Below are 24,389 nucleotides of genomic sequence, written 5' to 3'. Positions count from 1 at the left end.
GCTTCTTAAATTATTATTAATAGTGACACTTACCACATTCCAGACCACCCAATTGTGCTGCTGTCAAATTCTCAACACCGTACTTTTTAGAAAGTTCTGCGTGAATTTTCTCGTAGTACTCATTGCCCTCAACCTTCACATTGGTCTCTCTATGACAATCTATACACCATCCCATAGTTAATGGAGCATATTGGTACATAATTTCCATTTCCTCTACCGGACCATGACAAGTTTGACACTCTACACCAGCAACCGATACGTGCTGAGAGTGATTAAAGTAAGCGAAATCAGGTAAGTTATGAATACGAACCCACTCTACCGGCTGGCTTTCACCTGTATACTTTTGGTTTGTTTCATCCCAACCAACGGCTTTATACAACTTCTTAATCTCACCAGTATAAAACTCATTAGTATATCCATTAGCCAAATCATCTTGAGATGGACCCTCTGGATTACCTGTATACTCATATATAGATTTATGACAATTCATACAAACATTCAAAGAAGGAATACCTGATGTTTTTGAAACCCTTGCAGAAGAGTGACAATACTTACACTCTATCTTATTATCACCAGCATGAATTTTATGAGAATAGTGAATAGGCTGAATAGGCGCATAACCCTGATCAACACCAACCTGCATCATCCAACCATAAGCAAAATACGCACTACCCAAAAGCAAGATTATTGCCGTTACCAAAACCAAAAATTGATTTTGAGCAAAAGCCTTCCAAATTGGAGTTCTTTTTACAGCCGCTTCTTTTTCAACTACAATGCCGTTCGCCTGAGCAATTCGTTGCAATGTCTTGTTTACCAACAACAACATTATAACCAACAAACCAAAAACAAGCACCAGCGCCCCAAGAATAATTTCATTGGATACACCAGAAGCATCACCTGAACCAGCAGATGCAGTTTCTGCACCTCCGGCAGCAGCAGCTGGAGCAGCCGGTGGTGGCGCAGCGGTATATGCCAAAATATTATCTATATCACTATTTGTCAATGTTGGAAAAGCGGTCATTGCAGCTTGGTTGTACTCAGCATATACTTTATTAGCATAAGCATCACCTGACTTAATTACACCTGGACTATTCTTAATCCAAGCATACAACCACTCCCTATCTAAACCTTCATCTTCAGCCAATCTGCTTTCCACATCTTGCAATGCAGGACCTGTCATCTTACGATTTAACGCATGACAAGCAGCACAATTCTGATTAAACAAAGCTTTACCCTTTTTAGCGTCTCCGCCACCTGCGGCTTCAGTAGTCGCAGATTCAGCAGCAGCTTCATTCTGCGCTATTGACGGACTTGCAAAAAACAAAAATGCAATTAGGGATAATCCTAAAATTTTAGAAAACTGATTTCGGTTCGGAACCTTTTTCATATATCGAATATTTCTATCGGAATCTTGGCATGATTTTGGTCATAGATGAAACCAAATTAAAATCCACCAAATGCCTAAATCGGAGACAAAAATACGACATAGACTTTATTTGAAAAATGTTAATGTATCTATAATTTATAATTTAGAAATATTCTAAATAAACAATGATTTATTTGTTTGAACCTTAATAAATTACTTTTGCACAGAAGGAAAATAAAACTTTAAAAAGATTATGAAAACACTAAGTACCCTCGTAATTTTTGCATGTATAACTCAATTTACTTACGCACAGGGTGCAAAAGTAACCATACAGCAAGACCAAAAGATAGACCAACTTCTAGAGGTTTATAAAACATCTTTAAGCAACAATGAGTACTATAGAATACAAGTAGGTTTTGGCAATTACGCCAAAGCGAAAGAAATAAAAGCGAATGTTGAGGAGGACTTTCCTGAATTGGTGTCAAAAATAGATTTTGACTCACCTACCTATCGGGTTAGGGTTGGGAGGTTTACTTCTAAATTGGATGCAGAAAGAAAGTTCAACGAAGTAAGAGTCAAGTATCCTAATGCAATGTTATTAAAACCAAAAAAATCGACCAAATAGGTCGATTTTTTTTGCCTTATCTTAAAAGAACAAAACTAATTCCTTAAACAAATTCTTATTTAGATTTTAGTTTCTTCTTCACCGCAACTTCCTGGAACGCTTCAACAATATCACCTTCAATAATATCATTATAGTTCTTTATCTGAAGTCCACAGTCATATCCTTTTGCAACTTCTCTAACATCATCCTTAAATCGTTTTAAAGAAGCCAACGTACCAGTATAGATTACCACACCATCACGTATTAATCTAATATTAGAGTTTCTAAAGATTTTACCACTTGTTACCATACAACCTGCAATAGTACCTACCTTAGAAATCTTAAAGGTTTCTCTAATCTCAGCTGTACCAGAAATTTCTTCTTTCATTTCAGGTGACAACATACCTTCCATTGCATCTTTAAGGTCATTGATCGCAGAGTAAATAATAGAGTACATACGGATATCTATCTCCTCTTTCTCGGCAATTGCTTTTGCATTACCCATTGGTCTTACGTTAAAACCAATAATAACCGCATCAGAAGCCGAAGCCAATAACACATCAGATTCAGTAATAGGACCTACGGCCTTATGTATAATATTTACCTGAATTTCATCTGTAGACAATTTCTGGAAAGAATCTGTAAGTGCCTCAACAGAACCATCAACATCACCTTTAAGTATAATGTTAAGCTCTTTGAAATCACCTAGTGCAATTCTACGTCCAATTTCATCTAATGTTATATGCCGTTGTGTTCTAACAGATTGTTCACGTTGTAATTGAGATCTTCTAGAGGCAATTTGTTTTGCTTCACGCTCATCTTCCAATACGTAGAATTTATCACCTGCTTGAGAAGCACCATCTAAACCTAAAATTGAAATTGGAGTAGACGGACCTGCCGCTTTAATATTGTTACCCCTTTCATCTTGCATTGCCTTGATCTTACCACTTGTGGTACCGGCCAATACATAATCTCCAATTTTAAGAGTACCCGACTGAACCAATACTGTAGACACATAACCCTTTCCTTTATCAAGGAATGCCTCAACAACCGTACCGGTAGCAAGCTTATCCGGGTTTGCTTTAAGCTCCAACAACTCTGCCTCCAACAACACCTTCTCCAATAATTCTTTTACCCCCAAACCTGTTTTGGCAGAAATATCATGAGATTGAATTTTACCACCCCAATCTTCTACCAATAAATTCATTTGGGCCAAACCTTCCTTAATTTTATCTGGATTAGAAGTTGGCTTATCTATTTTGTTAATAGCAAAAACAATAGGAACACCTGCTGCTTGCGCATGACTAATAGCCTCCTTGGTCTGTGGCATAATGTCATCATCTGCCGCAACCACAATAATTGCTATATCGGTAACTTGTGCACCTCTAGCACGCATAGCGGTAAACGCTTCGTGACCAGGAGTATCCAAGAATGCAATACGCTCACCGTTCTCTAAGGTTACCCCATATGCACCAATGTGCTGGGTAATACCACCACTTTCTCCTGCAATAACATTTTCCTTACGGATGTAATCCAATAAAGATGTTTTACCGTGATCAACGTGACCCATTACAGTAACGATAGGAGCCCTATGTTCCAAATCTTCCGGAGCATCTTCCTCTTCTACAATACTTTCTTCTATATCCGCAGTAACAAAATCTACTTCATACCCAAATTCTTCAGCTACAATAGACAAAGTTTCAGCATCTAAACGCTGATTCATGGTTACCATTATACCAAGAGACATACAAGCCGAGATTATCTCGGTAGTAGAAACTCCCATCATGGTAGCCACCTCACTAGCGGTAACGAACTCGGTCACCTTAAGAATTTTGTTCTCTAATTCTTGTTTTTCAAGATCCTTCTCCGTTTGCTCACGGTGTTGATCTCTTTTACTTCTTCTATACTTAGCACCTTTACCCTTTTTAGACTTACCTTGAAGTTTCTCTAGGGTTTCACGTACTTGCTTTTGAACATCTTCTTCAGTAGGCTCAACTTTTGCCACAGGAGCAAACCTTCCTCTACCTTTATTTCTATCACCAGAGCCACTGTTTCTATTTTGACCAGGACCAGAAGTATTTTTAGTTACAATTCTTCTTCTACGCTTTTTACGGTCAGTATTAGATTTGTCTGCAGCTTTTTTATCTTCTTTCTTCTTCTTAGGCTTCTCAAACTTACTAAGGTCAATTTTTTCACCTGCAATTTTAGGACCTGATAATTTTTGATATTGGGTCTCTATTGTTTTTGGTGTATCATCTTCTGGAGCAGATTCTGCTTCAGTAGTTTTAACCTCCTCTTTCTTAGGCGCTTCCTTTTTAGGCTGTTCGGGTTTAGGCGTCTCAACTTTAGGACTTTCTTTCTTATCCTCTGTTTTTTGAACAGGTTGAGAAACTATTTTGGGTCCTTGCAGTACCACTTTCCTTGTTTCTTTAACCTCTACCTTAGGCGCAGCTTTTTCTTCAACCTTAGGAGCAACTTTCTCCTCAGCTTTAGGAGTTTCCTTCACCGGCTCTTCCTCTACTTTTTTCTTAGGATTCAAGTCAATTTTACCAACCATTTTAGGTCCGGCCAATTCAACTTTACCAACCAAAGTTTTGTCTTCAGCTTCAGAATTTCTTCGCTCACGGGCCAAGCGACGATCTTCCTGTTCTTTTTCCAATTGAACTCGAATTGCCTCCTTTTCCTTACGTTTTTCCTCTCCAACTTCCTTAGATGCAACTTTTTTACTCTTATCCGTCTGGAACTCGTCAAGTAAAACCTGATAAACATCATCGGAAATTTTAGTGGTAGGCCTCGCTTCCACATCATGTCCTTTCCCATTAAGAAAGTCCACTGCCCTATCCAAGGAAATATTAAGTTCACGAAGAACTTTATTAAGCCTTATTTTTGCATTGTCTGCCATAAATACTGATTCCCGTTCTTTTATTTAAGTGCTAATATATAGCTAATCTTCTAATTCTTCTTTTAGGATACGCACAACTTCTAAAATTGTTTCCTCTTCTAAATCCGTACGTTTCACCAAATCGTCTACATCTTGCTCTAAGACGCTACGAGCTGTATCAAATCCAATTTTCTTGAATTCCTCTATAATCCATGCATCGATTTCATCAGAGAACTCTGTTAACTCAACATCTTCCTCTACACCTTCACGGAATACATCTATTTCATAACCAGTTAATTGACCGGCCAATCTAATATTATGCCCACCTCTACCAATTGCTTTAGAAACCTCTTCTGGCTTAAGATAAACTTGAGCCGTCATTTTCTCATCGTTCAACTTTACAGAAGATACTCTTGCAGGACTTAATGCCCTTGTTACCAACAATTGTGGATTTGCCGTCCAATTGATAACATCGATATTCTCATTACCCAATTCACGAACTATTCCATGAATTCTTGAACCTTTCATACCAACACAGGCACCTACTGGATCAATACGGTCATCATAAGAATCCACAGCAACTTTAGCTTTCTCTCCTGGTATCCTAACCGCTTTCTTAACCGTGATCAAACCATCAAAAACTTCTGGTATTTCTTGGAAAAACAATTGCTCCAAGAACTTAGGAGAACTTCTTGACATTATGATAGTAGGTTTGGCACCTTTTAATTCTACACTTTCAATAACACCTCTAACATTATCCCCTTTTCTAAAAAAGTCCGAAGGAATTTGCCTATCCTTTGGAAGTATAATCTCATTACCTTCATCATCAAGCAAAATTATTGCCTTATGACGAATATGATGAACCTCTGCAGTATAAATCTCACCTTCTAAATCTTTAAAGTGCTTGTAAATCGTTGTATTATCGTGCTCATGAATTTTAGAGATCAAATTTTGACGCAATGCCAAAATAGCTCTTCTACCCAAGTCAATTAACTTTACTTCTTCAGAAACATCTTCACCAACTTCAAAATCAGGCTCTATTTTACGAGCAGCGGACAACGAAATTTCCTCATTCGGCTCTTCAACCTCACCATCATTAACAACGATACGATTTCTCCAAATCTCCAAATCACCTTTGTCCGGATTAATAATGATATCAAAGTTATCATCTGAACCAAACTTCTTTTTCAGCGCATTTCTAAAAACATCTTCCAAAATGGCCATCAATGTTACCCTGTCTATGAACTTATCGTCCTTAAACTCTGAGAAAGATTCAATTAACGCAATATTTTCCATTGGTAATTACAATTAAAATTTTAATACAACTTTTGCTTTAATAATATCTGAAAAATTTACTTCTTCTTTTTTCTGAACGGTCACTTTGCCTTTACCTATTGGCTTAGGCTCCCTAGCTTTCCACTCCAACACAATAGATTCATCGTTAACGGCAGTTAAATTGCCTTCAAATTTATCATCGTTGGTACGAACCTCCAGTTTACGTCCAATATTTTTTAAATATTGACGAGGCATAACCAAAGGTGCAGCCGCTCCAGCAGAGGCAACCTCTAAAGAAAAATCATGTTCATCACGGTCTAAATTATGTTCAATAGCCCTACTTATCTTAATACAATCACTGACCGTAACCCCATGGTCACCGTCTATTACCACATGAATGCTATTATCTGCACCCATTGTAAAATCGATTAAAAACAGGGAGGGATCTTCTTGAAGACCTTGTTCCAATAATTCTTTTACTTTTTCCTTTAGCATAAATAATAAGTAATAAAAGAGGGGACTAATTGTCCCCTCATGAATACTTTTATATCCTTTCAGCATTGCAAATATACAACAAAATTAATTTCCTACAATACCACACCCGCACCTAATTCGTTCATTTTGAAAACAATTAATAAAATAATAAATCTTCATAACATTACCGCATTTTAGAAATTATATTATTTTTAACAGAACACCAACCAAAACAACACCTGATGGAAATTCTATCTTCATACAACCTAATAATAGGAGCATCCTTAATTGTAGTATTATCATTCTTTTTTAACGGAATTTCCAAGAAAACGAACATACCAGCGGTTTTAATGCTCATTGTATTAGGCATACTTATTAAAATAACGCTTGAATTTTTCATTCCTGAAATACCAGACTTTAAAGGCTCTTTAGAAATTTTAGGTACCGTGGGCCTCATTATGATAGTTCTTGAGGCAGCTTTAGAACTAGAACTGAAAAGAGAAAAGTTATGGCCCATAATTAAATCTATGGCCGTTGCATTAATTGGCTTAGTGGGTTCTGCATATGTAGCAGCATTGATTTTATACCAATTTATACCGAACATGACCATGCAATCCGCATGGCTTTACGCAACCCCTTTATCCATATTATCCAGCGCCATAATTATTCCGAGCGTAGGCGGATTAGCTGAACAAAAAAAGGAATTTCACATCTATGAAAGCACATTTTCAGATATAATGGGCATAATGATGTTCTATTTTTTAACCGGCAAATTAAACCCCGCAGAAGATACAGGCGCCTCGGGCTTTGCCTTAAACCTAGTTCTTACCATAGTTATCGCCCTTGTAGCCAGTTACGCCATAATATTGGTATTCCAAAAAATTAAAAGTCAGGCTAAACTATTCCTTCTCATAGCGGTACTTCTTTTACTATATGCCATCGGTAAAAAAATGCATTTGTCTTCTTTAATAATCATCCTCGTTTTTGGACTCATCGTAAAGAATGTAAACTTATTTTTTCCTGGTAAGACCAAAATTTTCTTGGAGTCTGAACGAATGCAACAAATATATCACGAGCTACATATAGTAACATTGGAAACTGCTTTTGTAGTACGGACTTTCTTCTTTGTTATATTTGGAATCACCATTGTGCTTTCATCACTGTTAAGTATCAATGTCGCAATTGTTAGCCTACTCATTATCACATCTATCTACGCCATACGTTTTCTGGTTTTAATGATATTTGTAGGGAAGGATATGCTACCACAATTATTTATTGCTCCAAGAGGCCTTATAACAGTTCTTCTATTTTATGCAATACCTAGTGAAGCTCAAATTGAAGGGTTTGAATCTGGCATATTGCTGTTCGTCATTATTGCCACAAGTTTAGTAATGACCTGGGCAATGATAAAGGACAAACAAAAAATGGGCACTTTACTAGACGAAATAGATGAAGAAATTACTGAAAGAAATTTAACAGAAGATGCTATAAGGGCTTCTGAAGCCATCGCACCTACAGAAACTGAAGGAGAAAACCCTCAGACGGACATATTTGAAAATAACCGTTAAATCTTAAAACACAAGCTCCGCTTCTTATTGAGGTCCAAAAGAAGCATGTTGTTCTTGGTGTTCACCGTAAGCTTGTGGTTCGGTATTTTCCAAACTATCCACCTCTTTACGAAAACGAAGTATCATTAAAGTATCTAATTCTTGATCAATGCTATCTTTTAGCACTCGCCAGTTACTAGAGTTCATTTTATTATTATACTCCATGATTTTATTGAACCGCTCTAAATTATAACGATTGGCCTTCCAGGCGTGAGCGGTACTTTCTTCATGTTTCACATCTTGCAAATAGAATCCTATTCCAAATCCAAGCACAACAACGACCAATAATATCTTTAAAACTTTTGGAGAGAGTTTCATAAGGTTAAGTTCTTTAGGGTACTAAAGTATGTAATAACAACACCGAAATGGTTTCTTTTCCGATGAATTTGTAACGTTATTAGATTAAATGTACAAAAATACTGACACACTGTTAACCATTTCTTCACATTAGGATACCTAAATTGTATCATTTGCCAAATTTTGCACAAATTTACCACTAGAGAAATGACAAAGGTCATAAAAACAAAAAATCCTAACATCAATTGACATTAGGACTTTATTTGTTCTCTTAGTTGGCCCACAAGGACTCGAACCTTGAATGACGGTACCAAAAACCGGAGTGTTACCATTACACCATGGGCCAATACCTTTTTAAGAGGCTGCAAATTTAAAACAAAGTTTGGTTTCACCAAATATTTTTTAAAGTAAAAATTGAAAAAATCTTTATTGCCTCATGTTAAAGGTTTATAAAAATAGTTTATTCCTTTCTATATTAATTAGTAAATTCGCCACTTAGGTTTAACCCAAGCTTCATGTTTTCAAACAACTACCAAAAGTGGAACACCATACTAGGATGGTCCGTATTTTTTATAGCCCTTATAACGTATTATATTACCGTTGAGCCCACTAATAGTTTTTGGGATGCAGGTGAATATATAGCTACCGCTGCCAAATTGCAAGTTGGTCACCCACCGGGGGCACCTCTATTACAAATGATCGGTGCTTTCTTTGCCATGTTCGCATTGGAACCCAGTCAAGTAGCTATGATGGTAAATTTAGTATCTGGGGTATCTAGCGCATTTACCATTCTATTCATGTTCTGGACCATTACCAATATCACCAGAAAACTGATAGATAAAGACGGTCCTTTTACCAATAGTAAGGCTATTGCGGTATTTGGAAGTGCTTTAGTAGGATCCCTTGCATTTACCTATTCTGATAGTTTTTGGTTCAACGCGGTGGAAACAGAAGTATACGCCATGGCCAGTTTCATTATGGCACTTTTGTTATGGTTAGGTCTTAAATGGACAGATAATTTAGACGACCCTAGAGGGAATAGATGGATTATATTGATTTCCTTTGTTGTAGGCCTTACTTTCGGTATTCAATTTATGGGCTTTTTGGCCATACCTTCAATTGGTCTACTTTACTATTTTAAAACCTACAAAAAAACAACGGTAAAGAATTTTTTACTGGCTAACATTATCGTCATTGCCATTTTAATGTTGGTTTATAAATTCTCATTGACCTACGTATTAAAATTATTTGGATGGGGCGAAGTCTTTTTTATAAACAGTATAGGCTTACCTTTTAATTCTGGATCAATAATCATTGGCCTGTTATTTATTGCCGCTTTTTATTTTGGCTTAATCTATACGCGTAAGAACAATTACAAAACAGCAAACACCATTGTTTTATGTATGATGTTTTTGTTTTTAGGATTTTCTTCATGGCTAATGTTGCCCATAAGGGCAAATGCCAAAGTCGTAATTAACGAAAACAACCCTGAAGATGCGAGAGCTCTTTTAGCGTACTATAACAGGGAGCAATACCCAGGTGTGGATAGTCCCGTTTACGGCACCTATTATTCCGATATGTTTGCAGCACCAGGCGAAGATCAAGACGGCAAACCAAAATATGAAAAAGATTATACGCTAGGTAAATATATAATTGTAAATAAATACAAAGATGCCATTCAAGGTCCAAATCCAAAGCACCAAGGTTTATTACCGAGAATGTGGAGCTCTCAAAATGCAGAGAATTACATGCGCTATTTTGGAGCTTTGGATTTCAGGATTACCCAGCCCAACCAAGAACTAAGACAAGCGGCAGAGCAGGTTAAAATAGGTTTTGCGAATGGCGAAATCGGGGCGGATCAATACATCAGTTTCTTAAAACGTTTTGATGAATACATAGAAGTGCAACCACCAACATTGTGGGACAATATAGAATACATGATCGAGTTTCAGTTCAACTACATGTATTTACGTTATTTTATGTGGAATTTTGTTGGAAAACAGAATGATGTTCAGGGCCGTTACAATGAAAATGGTAATTGGCTGAGCGGAATCAATTTTATTGATAGCTGGCGTTTAGGTAGTCAAAACAATCTACCTAGCGACATACAAAACAATCCTGGCAGAAACACCTATTTCTTTTTACCATTGATTCTAGGAATTATTGGAATTATTTTTCAAGTATCTAAAGACAAAAGACAATTTTGGGTGCTGTTGATTTTCTTTCTTTTTACAGGGCTGGCAATTCAATTTTACACCAATCCAGGCATCTTTCAGCCACGTGAACGCGACTACTCCTTAGTAGGGTCGTTCTATGTTTTTGCCCTTTGGATAGGCATTGGAGTGTATGGTCTTTATGATGGTTTCAAAGATTGGATCACACCAAAAATATTGGCACCTGTTGTAGTCGTTGCTACCTTACTTGCCGTACCAACGGTTATGGCGGTACAAAACTGGGATGATCACGATAGGTCAAATAGATTTACGGCGAATTCATCAGCAAAAGCATATTTAGATTCTTGTCAAGAAGATGTTGGTGCTATATTGTTCACCATTGGAGATAATGATACCTTCCCTATTTGGTATGCCCAAGAAATAGAACATTATAGAACAGATGTACGCATAGTTTGTACTAGCCTTTTTGAAACAGATTGGTATGTAGATCAAATGAAAGCGGCGGCTTATGAGAGCGCACCTATACCCTCTCAAATAACCCATGAAAAATACAGATGGGGGTCTAGGGACGTATTGTACCACCAAGGCATTACCGAGAATAGATGGCCAATTAAAGATTTCATCAATTGGATCGACAGCGACAAACCTAGAACCAAACTAAAGTATTTATTTGAGCAGAATGGGGCAGATTTAAGTCAGTATTCTGAAGATACGCAAAACATTGTTTACTACCCTACAAACAAAATTAGGGTTCCCGTCAACAAACAGAATGTATTAAGTAGTGGTTTGGTAAAGGAAAAAGATGCCGATTTAATTGTAGATTATATTGATATAGACTTACCTGGCGCCATTACCAAGAAAAGCATGATGATGCTTGATATTTTGGCGAACAACGACTGGAAACGTCCTTTGTACTTTTCTGGAGGAAGTTTTGATGATGCCGAATATCTTTGGATGAAAGACTACTTACAATTAGATGGTTTAGCCTATAAATTAGTACCTATAAGAACAGAAAGACCTAATGCTTTTGAATTAGGTAGAATAGATACCGATCTAATGTATGACATTGTAACCGGTTGGGATTGGGGCAACTCTGGTGGTGATATTTACCATGATACGCAAACACGTATTCAGAGTGTTTCGTTCAGAGGCAATTTGGCGCGCTTAACCGAAGGGCTGATCAAGGAGAACAAAATGGACAAAGCCAAGGATATTATTGAAATATCTTTGACCAATATGCCTGTAGACAAGTTTGGCTATTACACTTTAGTAGAACCATTTATTGATGGTTATTACAAAGTTGGCGAAAGCAATAAAGCCCGTGAGCTTTTTGAAAAACTGAAGAAAAAGTATCAAGAAAGATTGGAATATTATGCCTCTACCAGCTTAGACGAACAATATAATAACATTGATGATATTATCGCCGATATGGAAGCTTACAGGCGCAATATTGATATTGTAATCACAAATGACAGTGAGGATATTGCAGAAAAAGAAACATTGATATTCAATGAGTATATTGACAAGTTTCAACACTTCTATAAAGACGAAGATGATATGGGTATGCCGCAAGATGTATTGGATTCCAATCCAGACATGATGGATACCATGCCAATATCCGATACCATATTACCAGATAATACCAAAACGGATATATTAGAAGATACAATAGATATTTCTACACAACAATAAGCTTTGGGCGAAAGCCCAAAGTGTTTTAGAAATGAAATGAAGAGAGATAGATTACACGTATTCTTTGAGAATACCAATTAAAGTGTTAGCGTCTTGCTCACCGCTTTGGCGCCAAACCATTTCGCCTTTCTTGTAGATCATTAGCGTAGGCAAACCTTTAACCCGTAAGGCCTGTGAAAGTTCTTTGTTCTTGTCCACATCGATTTTTATAACCTTACCTCTATCACCTAAAGCCGCAGCTACATCTCTAAGCACAGGGTGCATTGCAGTTGACTGTTCGTTCCACTCTGCATAAAAATCCAGAAGAACGGGTACCTTTAAATCTATTAGTTCACCAAATTTGGACATATAAAATACTTTTCTATGTTAGCCAAATGTAGTAAAAATTGTTAAAATACTACTCTTGCCTATCTATTTGTAGCCCTGTAAAAGGGTTAAAATCATGTTAATGCCTTTTTTCTCAAAGTTATCACCGTAATCTCTGGCCAAATTCCAACTCTACCAGGATACCCTAAAAAACCAAATCCTCTGTTCACATTCAGAAATTGCCCCATCTCTTTATAAATACCTGCCCAATATGGGTATCTCCATTTTACCGGACTCCATTTGATCCACCCCGGTATTTCAATCCCAAATTGCATACCGTGAGTATGGCCGCTTAACGTTAAATGATAGTGGTAAGCATCTTTAATAACCTCCATTTCCCAATGTGAAGGATCATGGCTCATTAATATTTTAAAATCATTTTCATTAATCTGTGAAGCTGCTTTTTTTAAATCTCCGGCTTTCTTGAATCCGCCTTTTCCCCAATTCTCCACACCTACTAAAGCAATCTTATCCTCTCCTTTTTTAAGATACCTATGTTCATTGAGCAAAAGGTCAAATCCCATTTGCTTCTGCAAAGCTTTAAGATCCTCTAAATTCTTACTCTTCAACTCTTCAGTTTCCCAAGGTATATAATCTCCATAATCATGATTTCCCAACACAGAGAACTTTCCGTCTTTAGCATCTAGCGTGCTAAACAAATCCGCCCAGGGTTCCATTTCAGAGGTCATATTGTTCACCATATCTCCAGTAAAAAGCAATACATCACTTTTTTGCTGATTGATCAAGTCTATAGCATATTCAATTTTTTTTCTATCATCAAAACTTCCACTATGTATGTCAGATATTTGTGTAATCTGGTACCCATCAAAACTATCTGGAAGATCATCAAATTCTAAATTATACTTCAATACCTTAAAATTGTATTTACCCTTGTACATACCGTACAAAAGAGCACCAAAAGGCACAGCTGCGATCCCCAAAGCCAACAAACTTAAAAATCGCCTACGTGCAGGCAAGCCAAATTGTTTTTCCGCCCCATATAATTTTTGATATAAACCAGAAATAAGCCGATAAATATCCTCTGAAAACAAAAATACAATAGTAATAATATTGAAGGTTAGCATGGTCAACAAAAACCCAAAGGCATAACTTTTAGGTATACTTAAAACACGCCCCGTTTCTTCTCCCGCAGTAAATTGATATATAAAATTTAACATAACAGCAAGTGAAACTGCTATATAAAGCCAAGACCACCAAGGCTGTTTTGAAATGGTTCTTAATGCCTGAAGTACATAAAAACTTAAAGCAATGTATGCCAAAACGAAAATAAGCCAACGAATCATGTTCTTTTTTTTTTACAAAGATATCTGTATAACAGTGGTATATGCGCTCATTTACATTTTATTTAACCTTGGATACGACTGTTTCAATGTTCTCAAATTGAGTAACGGCAATATGATCATCGCTCAAAAAACCTTCAGAATTCATGGAAATCAATGGTTTTGATGGCAACTTTTGTTTCATAGCGGTACCCGATAAATGTACTGCCTTAAAACCCTGCTCCTTGAACATTTGAACGTTGCCGGCATTTACGCCCGAACCTGGCATTATTTCAATTGCCGTATTTTGAGCCTTTAGATCCACCAAAAAGTCTATTCCGCCTGGAGCTGAACGCTGTTGACCCGATGACAAAATGGTATTCACTCGCATTCTTTCCAGTTCCAACAATGCTTCCTTCGGGTTCTTAACCCAATCAAAGGCCCTGTGGAATGTAAAGTGCATACTACCGGCCGCCAATTTAAGTTTATGCGTACGATCAATATCCAAGGTAAAATTATTCAAAAGCACTCCAGACACAACACCATCAAAACCTAATTCTGCACAAAGTTCAATATCCGAAATCATTATATGCAACTCTTCATCGGAATAGGTGAAATCTCCACTTCTAGGCCTTATCAATACATGGACGGGAATAGAAACCTGTTCCCTAACCGCTTTTAACATCCCAAAAGAAGGTGTTAACCCACCTACCGCCAACTCTGTACATAACTCAATACGGTCTGCTCCAGCACGTTCTGCTACCATGGCAGATTCTAAAGAATTAGCACAAACTTCTACTATCATATTGCTATATTTAAGATCATTAAAAGTAAAGAACCAAACCCATGAAAAGAAGAAAGTTTCTAAGAAATTCAAGTACAGTTGCCGCCGGTATCGTTTCTGCACCTATATTATCATCGTACAAAGAAATCCCTGCAGTAGGTACAATAGACAATACACCAGTGCTACCTATTGCTATTTGTACATGGAATTTTGGAAACGCCACCGCCAAAGCATGGGAAGTTCTTGAAAAAGGAGGTAACGCTCTTGATGCAGTTCACCAAGGTGTTATGGTTGAAGAAAACGATTTAAGCAATAGCACCGTAGGTAATGGCGGAAGACCGGATAGGGATGGCAATGTTACCCTAGACGCTTGTATTATGGACAAAGATGGGAACTGTGGGGCAGTATTGGCTATGCAGAACATTGCAAACCCAATTTCAGTGGCCAGAAAAGTGATGGAAGAAACGCCTCATGTAATGCTTGCCGGCAAAGGTGCTGAGCAATTTGCATACGAGCAAGGTTTTGAAAAGACAAATCTTTTAACTGAAGAATCCAAACAAGCATGGGAAGAATGGAAAAAAACATCGCAGTACAAACCAATAATAAATATTGAAAATCATGATACCATAGGCATGTTGGCCATTGATGCCGATGGAGACATTGCAGGTGCATGTACCACAAGCGGAATGGCATATAAAATGGCAGGTAGAGTTGGCGACTCCCCTATTATTGGCGCTGGACTTTTCGTAGATAACGAAGTTGGCGGAGCAACAGCAACAGGCGTTGGCGAAGAAGTGGTAAGAACCGTTGGTAGTTTTCTGATCGTAGAATTAATGCGCCAAGGAAAATCGCCACAAGAGGCATGTGAAGAAGGCGTAAAAAGAATTATTGCAAAAAATAAGGACAAACAAGACTTTCAAATAGGCTTTATCGCCATCAATAAAAAAGGGGAAACTGGCGGATATTGTATTCACCCAGGGTTTACCTATAGAACATACACTAAAGTAGGTCATGTTAACAATCCTTCAGATAGTTATTTAAAAAGTTAAGATTATTTCTGAAAAATCTTACAAATGGCGTGGTTTTTGATTTCAGATTCCCGTCAAAACCAACCATGAGGATAATTCTAATTTTATTGATTTCAGGATATTTATATCCACAAAGAAATGATTCACAAGCAGCTTTCTACAATGTAGGTTCAAAAGCTATCATAGGCGGCGTTGGAGCATTGATCAATAAGAAACCTAATGAAAAGGGTTCCAAGGTTTTTTTCAAAGGTATGTATCAAGGTGCTTTAGGAGGTTACTTAACTTTTGAAAGCAAAAGATTGGTAAGGCAATTTCATAGAACTGACAACTATGCCTATATATGGCCTTCTAAGATTTTAAATTCGGCAGGTAACTCCATCATTTATAACGCTGCCGCCAATCGGAACTTTTGGGAACGTTGGCATATAGATTTTGGTTTTAATTATCTAGAATATGATTTTAAGCGAGAAAAAAAACTTCGATACCGGATTTTACCTTTTGCACTTTACGGTAATGCATATGGATTTACCACCTCAAAATTTGATTTTAAAAGAACATTATACTCTGGTCATTTTATTTTCAAAAATGAAAAATTGCCTAAATTAGAAGATAGTGAACCATTTGGAGTAGCTGTATACAATACAATTCAATTTAAACGCAACATCAACATTGACATAGAAGCGGTTATAGCACATGAAATTATTCATGTTTATCAATATACCGGTGCATTTTTTATCAATGCATATACTAAAGAACTTATTAAAAGGTTAGAAGAAAAAAGCGATTTCTTCAAAAAATACAATAAAGTCTTTTATACAGATTTAAATGCTCCTTTACATCAAGGTTTATATAATGTGCAATATTTATTCGGTGTCGATTATTATGACATACTTCAAGAAAAAGAAGCCGACTATTATTCCTCAAACCATTTCTAAAATAACATAAATGAAAACAGTCTATTTATTTCTAGCTGGTATGTTGATTTTATTATCTGGGTGCACTATAGAAGAAGAGTATACTTTTAAAGAACAGATTGCCGGTAAATGGGTCGGGACTAAAAGAATTATTTATTTCAAGGATGGTACTTCAGTAGATAATTTATCTACAGGTATATGTGAAAGTCAAACAGAATTTATTCTTTTCGAAGATGGCAGTCTTTACTTTGAAGATTATTATGAAACCGAAAATAATTCGGGAGGAACTGATTTTTGTGAAATTGATGCAAAAACTAGCGATAATGGAGAGTGGAAAATAATGCCAGGGAACAAGGTTATTTTTAAACTCACAAATACAATCGACAATACCGAATTGATTATGGAACTTTTTGAAGTAAACCTGATAGATATAGGCAATCTCGAAATAAGGTATAAGGAATTTGAAAATAATGAGGATGAAAACATTGATTATTACGTTTATAAATATTTTAGAATTTATGGCGATTATGAATCTCCTGAAAAATAAATATTGAATAACAAAACTTCTAAGCATTCAGGTATTCTGCCTTAATGTTTCCCTATCAATTTGTACTTTTATCCTTTTTCATACAATACTTAAAAATGGCAGATCAAAAAAGACTCTTTTTGCTAGATGCATACGCACTTATATTTCGTGGTTACTATGCGCTTATAAAAAATCCAAGAATAAACTCTCAAGGCATGGACACCTCTGCCATTATGGGTTTCATGAATTCCTTATTCGATGTAATACGCCGTGAAAAACCTGATCATTTAGCCGTTTGCTTCGATAAAGGCGGTAGCGTTGAAAGAACTGAGATGTTTGCCGAATATAAGGCAAACAGAGATGAAACCCCAGATGCCATTAGGATAGCCGTACCCTACATACAAGATATACTTAAGGCTATGCACATACCTTGTGTGGTTTTGGAAGGCTGGGAAGCAGATGATATTATAGGCACATTATCCAAACAAGCTGAAAAGGAAGACTACAAAGTGTTTATGGTCACGCCAGATAAGGACTTTGGGCAATTGGTTTCCGAAAACATATTTATGTACCGCCCTGCAAGAATGGGTAACGGTATTGAAATTTGGGGAATTCCGGAAATTCAAAAACGTTTTGGTGTAGAAAGACCGGAGCAGGTAATAGATTACTTAGGTATGATGGGCGATGCCAGTGATAACATACCCGGATTACCAGGTGTGGGAGATAAAACTGCAAAAAAATTCATTGCCCAATTTGGATCTATGGAAAATCTATTGGCAAATACCGATCAGTTGAAAGGTAAGATGAAGGAAAAAGTAGAAGCAAACAAAGAATTGGGTATACTTTCTAAAAAATTAGCCACCATATGCATTGATTGCGACGTTACTTTCAACGCTAAGGACTATGAACTTTCAGTACCGGATTTTGAGAAGGTACAAGAGATATTTGAACAATTGGAATTTAGAAGATTAAAGGATCAATTCATTAAAATATTCTCGGAAGAAACAGAAGAAACCGTTACACAGGTTACCAGCACAGCAACTGCTAAAAAAGAAAAACAAGATGCGGGGTCAGGGCAATTCTCTTTATTTGGGGGTTCTGCAGATGCCGGAGCAACCGTAAAAGACTTTTCTAGTAGAAAAACCATTGCAGATGTAGCACACTCATACCAAAGTGTAGCTCCTGGTATGGCCATGAAGCTTTTCTTAAAAAATTTAATGCAGCAAACTTCGGTTTGTTTTGATACCGAGACTACAGGCTTGGACCCGTTGACCGCTGAATTGGTAGGAATTGCTTTCTCTTGGGAAGCAACAAAAGGTTTTTACATTCCTTTTACGGATAACAAAGAAGAAGCACAGGCACTTTTAGAAGAGTTACGCCCTTTCTTTGAAGCCGAAGAAATTGAAAAAATAGGTCAGAATTTAAAGTATGATATTAAGGTATTGGATAAATACAATATTGATGTCAAAGGACCTTTATTCGATACTATGTTGGCCCACTATCTAATTAATCCGGATATGCGTCATAATATGGATGTTCTGGCAGAGACCTATTTAAATTACACTCCAGTATCCATTACTGAACTTATTGGCAAAAAAGGCAAGAATCAATTGAGTATGCGTGATGTTCCGTTAGAAAAACAAACGGAATATGCAGTAGAAGATGCAGATATTACCTTTCAACTTGCACAGCATTTTAGACCAGAACTAAAAGAGGCAAATACAGAAAAATTATTTCAAGATATTGAGATTCCCCTACTACGTGTACTGGCGGATATGGAGCTAGAAGGAATCAATTTAGACAACGAATTCTTGAATTCACTCTCCGAAGACTTGAATAACGACATTTCTAACCTTGAGAAGAAAATTTATGAAGTTGCCGGTGAAGAATTTAATATAGGGTCTCCAAAGCAATTAGGTGAAATTTTATTTGACAAACTAAAACTGGTAGACAAACCTAAAAAAACCAAAACAGGTCAATATTCTACCGCGGAAGATGTATTATCCTTTTTGGCTAAAGACCATGAAATTGTACAAAATGTATTGGATTACAGAGGTCTTGCTAAATTAAAAAGCACCTATGTTGATGCATTGCCAGAGCAGGTTGAGCCTTCTACAGGAAGAGTGCATACCGATTATATGCAAACCGTTGCAGCTACCGGAAGGTTAAGTAGCAACAACCCTAACTTACAAAACATTCCAATTAGAACAGAGCGTGGAAGACAAGTAAGAAAAGCTTTTGTACCAAGAGATGAGAACTACACGTTGTTAGCGGCAGATTATTCACAAATAGAATTACGTATAATTGCAGCTTTAAGTGAAGAAACTACCATGATAGAGGCTTTCAAACATGGAGAGGATATTCACGCTTCTACAGCATCTAAGGTATTTAATGTACCATTGGATGAAGTTACACGAGAACAACGTAGCAATGCCAAGACAGTTAACTTCGGTATCATCTATGGCGTATCTGCATTTGGATTAAGTAACCAAACGGACTTATCAAGAAAAGAAGCAAAAGAACTGATAGACACCTACTACAAGACTTATCCTAAGCTAAGAAACTACATGAGCGAGCAGGTAGATTTTGCACGTGAAAACGGTTATGTTTCAACGGTGTTGGGTAGAAGAAGATACCTTAAGGATATAAACGGCAGTAATGCAATAGTACGTGGCGCTGCGGAACGAAATGCTGTAAACGCACCTATTCAAGGTAGTGCGGCAGATATCATTAAAATTGCCATGATCAACATTCATAAAAAGTTAGAAGAAGGCAATTACAAATCTAAAATGTTACTGCAAGTACATGATGAATTGGTATTCGATATCTACAAACCAGAATTAGAAGAATTGCAAACACTGATTAAATCAGAAATGGAAAATGCATACAAAATAGCAGTTCCTTTAGATGTTGAAGTTGGCTTAGGTGATAATTGGTTGGTAGCCCATTAAAATACAGAGACTACACAAATACGCCAAAAAATGTAAGAAAGTTACTGTGGTATTTTATCGAAAATATGTTGTTAAGAAAACGCTAATATTTATATTAGTGCTTTACTAACCAGATATTTTTATGATTAAAATCTACGCTAGGCTGCTTTTGGCAGCCCTCTTTTTGATTTGCTTTAAAGGATTATCGCAAACGAATTATTTACAAAATGCCAGCTTTGAAAGTTGGTCCGGAAGTCCAGAATCACCAGTAAATTGGAGTATCACAAATGAAAATGGCATCAATAAAAGTACAGATGCCACAGAAGGTAACTTCTCCCTGGAACTAGGTTTGAACAACACTCTAGTAAACCAAACCGTACTAAGCACTTGGAATGCCAGCAGTATAGTTTTAGAACCAAACACCAACCATACCTTTTCCTTTGATTACAAAGTAAGTACAGAAGCAGGTAATAATCTAAGTGCCTATTTAGATATAGTTAAAGACGAAGGAAGTTATACCATTCAATATATCCATGAATTTATTCCTTTAGAAAGTGACGGAGCTTGGCATACCTATACTTTTGATTTTGATACGGATACTGAAGAAGATTATGCGTTTGAGTTAATGTTTAGAGCCAACACAAGTCCTGCAAGCTCAATAATAGTAGACAATTTAAAAGTTTTGGGTGACGACACAACTACTAATCTTGACCGCGATGCTTTAATTGCACTATACAATGCTACGGACGGCGACAACTGGACCGTTTCTTGGGACTTAAATGCAGATATCAGCACTTGGGCAGGAATAACATTAAATACCGAAGGTAGGGTAAGAACTCTAATTTTAGATAGTCGTAATTTAACAGGAGAAATTCCAAATGAAATTGGCAATCTTACAGAACTAGAATGGATAGACCTTGGGCGAAATAACCTTACAGGGGAAATTCCCGAACAGTTCGGAAATTTGTTAAAATTAGAAAGACTAAATCTCCGCACAAATCAATTAACGGGAAATGTTCCTAGTGAATTAGGCAATTTATCAAATTTAGAAATTTTACTTCTAAATTCTAACAATCTTACCGGTGCTCTACCAATAGACCTTGGTAATTTAAGCTCAATTCAACAAATGGATTTTACCTTAAATCAATTATCTGGTCCCATACCAGTATTCTTAGGGAATTTAACCTCATTGACCTATTTAAGTCTTTACGGCAATCAACTAACAGGCACTATTCCACAAGAACTAGGTAACTTAACTAATCTTAAAAATTTAGTACTCGGGAATAATGATTTAACCGGCGAAATACCATCTCAAATTTATAATCTTACCGAACTTTTAGAATTAAATTTATTCTCTACAAACATTACAGGTACAATTCCAACAGAAATAGGCAACCTTACTAAATTAGTTTTTCTTAGGTTAGGTGACACACAAATGTCAGGCAGTATACCCCCAGAAATTGGCTATCTAACTCAATTAGAAGACCTTGCCTTGTTCCGTTCCAATTTTTACGGACCATTACCACAAGAAATTGGCAACTTAACAAAACTTGAAAAATTAAGGTTGAATAACAATAATTTTTCTGGAAGTATCCCGTCAAGCATTGGAAATTTAACACTTCTAAAAGAGATTGGGTTGCGAGAAAACAATCTTTCTGGTAGTTTACCCTCTGAGATAGGTAATCTTACATCTTTAGAAAACTTCTATCTATCTAACAATCAAATAAGCGGAAGCATACCTGCAAGTATTGGCAACCTAAGTTCAATAAAAACTTTATGGTTTGACAGCAACAATTTTTCTGGCTCCATTCCGCCCGAAATAGGAAACCTTACCCAACTAGAACTTTTAATTCTAAATACTAATGAATTAACAGGTACCATTCCAAGTGAAATGGGTAACATGAGTAGTTTAGGCACCGCAGATTTTAGTAATAATTCTATAACTGGAGGCATACCTGCGGAAATTGGAAATTTAGCACAACTAAGAGCTTTTGGATGTGAAAACTGCAGCTTATCTGGAAACATTCCTATTTTTAGTTCAAGCCTTTCAAAAAGTGTAGTTCTTAAAAACAACAACCTAACATTCAGTGATTTAGACAATTCAGTTATAAATTCTATAAATACTACGTTTAGCATACAACCGCAGCGTAATTTAAATAATGAAGAAGAAATAGAATTAGAACTAGGTGATGAAGCAAACTTAGCTGTTACCGGTCTATCACATGCCATCAATCAATTTCAATGGCGAAAAGATGGAACTAATTTACCAAACGAAACAAGTGCTACATTTTCTATACTTTCATCAACAGTAACCGATATTGGGGTTTATGATTGTGTAATTACCAATTCTAGTGTACCTGGCTTAACGTTATATAGAAATACAATCACTATAAGTATAAATGGTGTTGATGGTGAAGCAGATGATGATAACGACGGTGTTAAGAATTCTAATGATTTTTGCCCAAATACAAGCATAGGAAATAATGTAAATGCTAATGGATGCACAGAAAGCCAATTAGATGACGATAAAGATGGGGTTGACAATACAAATGATATTTGCCCAAATACTCCAAGTGATGAAGACGTAAATGCATATGGTTGTTCAGAAAGTCAATTATCAGATAATGATGATGACCATGACGGTGTACCTAATGTTATTGATGTTTGTGAAAATACTCCTATTGGCGCTGTAGTTGGTAGCACTGGTTGTAGCTACCAAGATATTTTAGTGCCAAAACCAGATGATTTTACTGCAAAAGCTACGAGCACTTCTTGCCCAGACACCGCAAACGGGATGCTTACTGTTGAGTTTAAAGTTAATCAAACACATATACTAGCGATAACTGGGCCAAATAATTTCTCTGCTAACTATACACAACAGAACGGGAGTACACTTATGGTTACTGATCTAGAACCAGGTTCTTATACCATTGTTGCCAATTCAGAAATCGGTCGACTAGTTGGCGCACCCAATGTTGAATTTAGTTTGAATATTGAAACCCCAGAAGAATTCATTTCAGGGAAGACGGTAATAGATTATACCGCTAAAAAAGCAAGCATTGTAGTTTCAGGCAGTAAAAATTATCAGGTTTTGGTTAATGACAAAACATATTCTTTTCAAGTGGAGAATGTTGACAATCACCAATTATCATTCCCACTAGATCAAGGGGCAAATGTTATCTCCATAGAAACCGATAAAATTTGCCAAGGAGTATTCAATGATAGTGTTGTAATCAGTAATGCCATTTTATCACCTAACCCGGTTGCCGATATATTAAAGGTTGACGGCTTAGATTTGATGACCAATGCTCAACTAATTCTATCAAACTTAAGCGGAGTTACCTTATTACAAGAATATCGCTTGATTGGCAACGGCACTTTAGAAATGAATATTTCTAACTTATCTCCAGGCATATATATGCTTACCATTATAGAGGGAGATAAAGAAATCAACTTAAAATTTGTAAAAAAATGAGATTAGCTATAAAATTAATTTTGGCAGGAATTCTAGTAGCTTCTTGCGGCGGCAAAGATAATGATACCACCACTCCACCTATAGAAAAAGAACTAGGCTCCTTTAATCTAATTTTTCCAGACAACAATTTAATTTGTACCGAAGGAGAAGACAATGGAACCGATGGTGTAAATATTGAATTTCAATGGTCGGCCTCTTCTAATGCAACATCTTATGATTTGGAAATCACGAACCAAGAAAACAATTCGACCGATACAAGAACCGTAAATGCAACCTCATTGGAAGTAGGTCTACCAAAGGGAACTCAATTCTCTTGGAAAGTTACAGCAATTCTTGAAGATAAATCTTTAGCAAGTGATACTTGGAATTTCTATTCCGAAGGTACAAGCACAGAGAATTTTGCGCCGTTCCCTGCTGAAATCACAGTTTCCGAAAATAATGACGGTACTGTGACCGTATCATGGATAGGCGAAGACCTGGATAATGACATTGTTAATTATGATGTATACATTGGCGTTTTTGGAAATTTGGAATTAATTCTAGAAAACACCACAAACCTGAACACCAACTATAGCATAACAGCAGGAGAACAGTATCATGTTCAGGTAATTTCTAAAGATAGTAATGACAATACGTCTACTAGCCAAACCTATTTTACCTTCTAGAAAGTTAAAGTTTATTTAAAGGGAGACGAAAATACATTTCTAGAACGTTAG

The 24,389-nt window shown here is 36.6% G+C and carries 17 protein-coding genes and 1 tRNA gene; 9 read left to right on the top strand and 9 right to left on the bottom strand.

Annotated features, from left to right (window positions below):
• Positions 1 to 16: 16 nt before the first annotated feature.
• Positions 17 to 1,387: a c-type cytochrome gene (locus B2Z27_RS05430; RefSeq protein WP_286812856.1), complete on the bottom strand. Its 1,371-nt coding sequence runs from the start codon at positions 1,385 to 1,387 to the stop codon at positions 17 to 19.
• A gap of 232 nt (positions 1,388 to 1,619) precedes the next feature.
• On the opposite strand from B2Z27_RS05430, the gene B2Z27_RS05425 reads away from it, so the two are divergent.
• Complete coding sequence (locus B2Z27_RS05425) at positions 1,620 to 1,991, top strand: SPOR domain-containing protein (protein ID WP_058103952.1); 372 nt, start codon at positions 1,620 to 1,622, stop codon at positions 1,989 to 1,991.
• Positions 1,992 to 2,046: 55 nt separating this feature from the next.
• Here the strand turns inward: B2Z27_RS05425 and infB are convergent, their stop codons facing one another.
• Genes infB through rimP form a run of 3 tightly spaced genes read right to left on the bottom strand, consistent with a single transcriptional unit; the run spans position 2,047 to position 6,621 of the window.
• Positions 2,047 to 4,872, bottom strand: coding sequence for a translation initiation factor IF-2 (gene infB, locus B2Z27_RS05420; RefSeq protein ID WP_286812855.1), 2,826 nt, complete (start codon positions 4,870 to 4,872; stop codon positions 2,047 to 2,049).
• Positions 4,873 to 4,914: 42 nt separating this feature from the next.
• Positions 4,915 to 6,147 (bottom strand): transcription termination factor NusA, encoded by a 1,233-nt coding sequence (gene nusA, locus B2Z27_RS05415; RefSeq protein ID WP_058103954.1) that lies wholly within the window; start codon positions 6,145 to 6,147, stop codon positions 4,915 to 4,917.
• A gap of 12 nt (positions 6,148 to 6,159) precedes the next feature.
• A complete protein-coding gene (gene rimP / locus B2Z27_RS05410; RefSeq protein ID WP_071341249.1) occupies positions 6,160 to 6,621 on the bottom strand; it encodes a ribosome assembly cofactor RimP in 462 nt (153 codons plus the stop codon).
• 221 nt (positions 6,622 to 6,842) lie between these two features.
• Between rimP and B2Z27_RS05405 the strand changes: the two genes are divergently transcribed.
• Positions 6,843 to 8,168, top strand: coding sequence for a cation:proton antiporter (locus B2Z27_RS05405; RefSeq protein ID WP_286812854.1), 1,326 nt, complete (start codon positions 6,843 to 6,845; stop codon positions 8,166 to 8,168).
• 24 nt (positions 8,169 to 8,192) lie between these two features.
• Here the strand turns inward: B2Z27_RS05405 and B2Z27_RS05400 are convergent, their stop codons facing one another.
• Together B2Z27_RS05400 and B2Z27_RS05395 are read right to left on the bottom strand one after the other, a co-directional pair.
• Positions 8,193 to 8,525, bottom strand: coding sequence for a hypothetical protein (locus tag B2Z27_RS05400; protein ID WP_058103957.1), 333 nt, complete (start codon positions 8,523 to 8,525; stop codon positions 8,193 to 8,195).
• Between the two features lie 254 nt (positions 8,526 to 8,779).
• A tRNA-Gln gene (locus tag B2Z27_RS05395) sits at positions 8,780 to 8,850 on the bottom strand.
• A gap of 169 nt (positions 8,851 to 9,019) precedes the next feature.
• On the opposite strand from B2Z27_RS05395, the gene B2Z27_RS05390 reads away from it, so the two are divergent.
• Entirely contained in the window at positions 9,020 to 12,370 is a 3,351-nt protein-coding gene (locus tag B2Z27_RS05390; RefSeq protein ID WP_286812852.1) for a DUF2723 domain-containing protein, read from the top strand.
• 51 nt (positions 12,371 to 12,421) lie between these two features.
• Here B2Z27_RS05390 and B2Z27_RS05385 read toward each other — a convergent pair whose 3' ends face one another.
• The 3 genes from B2Z27_RS05385 to B2Z27_RS05375 all read right to left on the bottom strand — a co-directional run bounded on the left by B2Z27_RS05385 (position 12,422) and on the right by B2Z27_RS05375 (position 14,821).
• Positions 12,422 to 12,718: a thioredoxin family protein gene (locus B2Z27_RS05385; protein WP_058103959.1), complete on the bottom strand. Its 297-nt coding sequence runs from the start codon at positions 12,716 to 12,718 to the stop codon at positions 12,422 to 12,424.
• Between the two features lie 92 nt (positions 12,719 to 12,810).
• Positions 12,811 to 14,040, bottom strand: coding sequence for a metallophosphoesterase (locus B2Z27_RS05380; protein WP_286812851.1), 1,230 nt, complete (start codon positions 14,038 to 14,040; stop codon positions 12,811 to 12,813).
• A 58-nt stretch (positions 14,041 to 14,098) separates the two neighbouring features.
• Positions 14,099 to 14,821, bottom strand: a complete 723-nt coding sequence (locus B2Z27_RS05375) for a copper homeostasis protein CutC (protein ID WP_286812850.1) — start codon at positions 14,819 to 14,821, stop codon at positions 14,099 to 14,101.
• 41 nt (positions 14,822 to 14,862) lie between these two features.
• Between B2Z27_RS05375 and B2Z27_RS05370 the strand changes: the two genes are divergently transcribed.
• From B2Z27_RS05370 to B2Z27_RS05345, 6 genes are all read left to right on the top strand, one after another.
• Positions 14,863 to 15,849 (top strand): isoaspartyl peptidase/L-asparaginase family protein, encoded by a 987-nt coding sequence (locus B2Z27_RS05370; RefSeq protein ID WP_286812849.1) that lies wholly within the window; start codon positions 14,863 to 14,865, stop codon positions 15,847 to 15,849.
• A 65-nt stretch (positions 15,850 to 15,914) separates the two neighbouring features.
• Positions 15,915 to 16,763, top strand: coding sequence for a hypothetical protein (locus tag B2Z27_RS05365; protein WP_286812848.1), 849 nt, complete (start codon positions 15,915 to 15,917; stop codon positions 16,761 to 16,763).
• 10 nt (positions 16,764 to 16,773) lie between these two features.
• Complete coding sequence (locus B2Z27_RS05360) at positions 16,774 to 17,289, top strand: hypothetical protein (RefSeq protein WP_286812847.1); 516 nt, start codon at positions 16,774 to 16,776, stop codon at positions 17,287 to 17,289.
• Between the two features lie 95 nt (positions 17,290 to 17,384).
• The gene (gene polA, locus B2Z27_RS05355) at positions 17,385 to 20,219 is read left to right on the top strand and encodes a DNA polymerase I (protein WP_286812846.1); all 2,835 of its coding nucleotides are present in this window, start codon (positions 17,385 to 17,387) and stop codon (positions 20,217 to 20,219) included.
• 121 nt (positions 20,220 to 20,340) lie between these two features.
• On the top strand, positions 20,341 to 23,673 hold the full coding sequence (locus tag B2Z27_RS05350) for a leucine-rich repeat domain-containing protein (RefSeq protein WP_286812845.1): 3,333 nt from the start codon (positions 20,341 to 20,343) through the stop codon (positions 23,671 to 23,673).
• Positions 23,670 to 24,338, top strand: a complete 669-nt coding sequence (locus B2Z27_RS05345) for a hypothetical protein (RefSeq protein WP_210707554.1) — start codon at positions 23,670 to 23,672, stop codon at positions 24,336 to 24,338. The genes B2Z27_RS05350 and B2Z27_RS05345 overlap by 4 nt, the downstream gene beginning before the upstream one ends.
• The last annotated feature ends 51 nt before the right edge of the window (positions 24,339 to 24,389 follow it).

The organism is Maribacter sp. UBA3344 (assembly GCF_002362375.1).
GTDB lineage: Bacteria > Bacteroidota > Bacteroidia > Flavobacteriales > Flavobacteriaceae > Maribacter > Maribacter dokdonensis.
Note: the sequence above shows the minus strand (reverse complement) of the source record. Positions and strands in the feature narration are given on the sequence as shown.

Coding starts and splice junctions, on each gene's coding strand:
- B2Z27_RS05430 (WP_286812856.1), bottom strand. CDS start 1,387: ATGAAAAAGGTTCCGAACCGAAATCAGTTTTCTAAAATTTTAGGATTA.
- B2Z27_RS05425 (WP_058103952.1), top strand. CDS start 1,620: ATGAAAACACTAAGTACCCTCGTAATTTTTGCATGTATAACTCAATTT.
- infB (WP_286812855.1), bottom strand. CDS start 4,872: ATGGCAGACAATGCAAAAATAAGGCTTAATAAAGTTCTTCGTGAACTT.
- nusA (WP_058103954.1), bottom strand. CDS start 6,147: ATGGAAAATATTGCGTTAATTGAATCTTTCTCAGAGTTTAAGGACGAT.
- rimP (WP_071341249.1), bottom strand. CDS start 6,621: ATGCTAAAGGAAAAAGTAAAAGAATTATTGGAACAAGGTCTTCAAGAA.
- B2Z27_RS05405 (WP_286812854.1), top strand. CDS start 6,843: ATGGAAATTCTATCTTCATACAACCTAATAATAGGAGCATCCTTAATT.
- B2Z27_RS05400 (WP_058103957.1), bottom strand. CDS start 8,525: ATGAAACTCTCTCCAAAAGTTTTAAAGATATTATTGGTCGTTGTTGTG.
- B2Z27_RS05390 (WP_286812852.1), top strand. CDS start 9,020: ATGTTTTCAAACAACTACCAAAAGTGGAACACCATACTAGGATGGTCC.
- B2Z27_RS05385 (WP_058103959.1), bottom strand. CDS start 12,718: ATGTCCAAATTTGGTGAACTAATAGATTTAAAGGTACCCGTTCTTCTG.
- B2Z27_RS05380 (WP_286812851.1), bottom strand. CDS start 14,040: ATGATTCGTTGGCTTATTTTCGTTTTGGCATACATTGCTTTAAGTTTT.
- B2Z27_RS05375 (WP_286812850.1), bottom strand. CDS start 14,821: ATGATAGTAGAAGTTTGTGCTAATTCTTTAGAATCTGCCATGGTAGCA.
- B2Z27_RS05370 (WP_286812849.1), top strand. CDS start 14,863: ATGAAAAGAAGAAAGTTTCTAAGAAATTCAAGTACAGTTGCCGCCGGT.
- B2Z27_RS05365 (WP_286812848.1), top strand. CDS start 15,915: ATGAGGATAATTCTAATTTTATTGATTTCAGGATATTTATATCCACAA.
- B2Z27_RS05360 (WP_286812847.1), top strand. CDS start 16,774: ATGAAAACAGTCTATTTATTTCTAGCTGGTATGTTGATTTTATTATCT.
- polA (WP_286812846.1), top strand. CDS start 17,385: ATGGCAGATCAAAAAAGACTCTTTTTGCTAGATGCATACGCACTTATA.
- B2Z27_RS05350 (WP_286812845.1), top strand. CDS start 20,341: ATGATTAAAATCTACGCTAGGCTGCTTTTGGCAGCCCTCTTTTTGATT.
- B2Z27_RS05345 (WP_210707554.1), top strand. CDS start 23,670: ATGAGATTAGCTATAAAATTAATTTTGGCAGGAATTCTAGTAGCTTCT.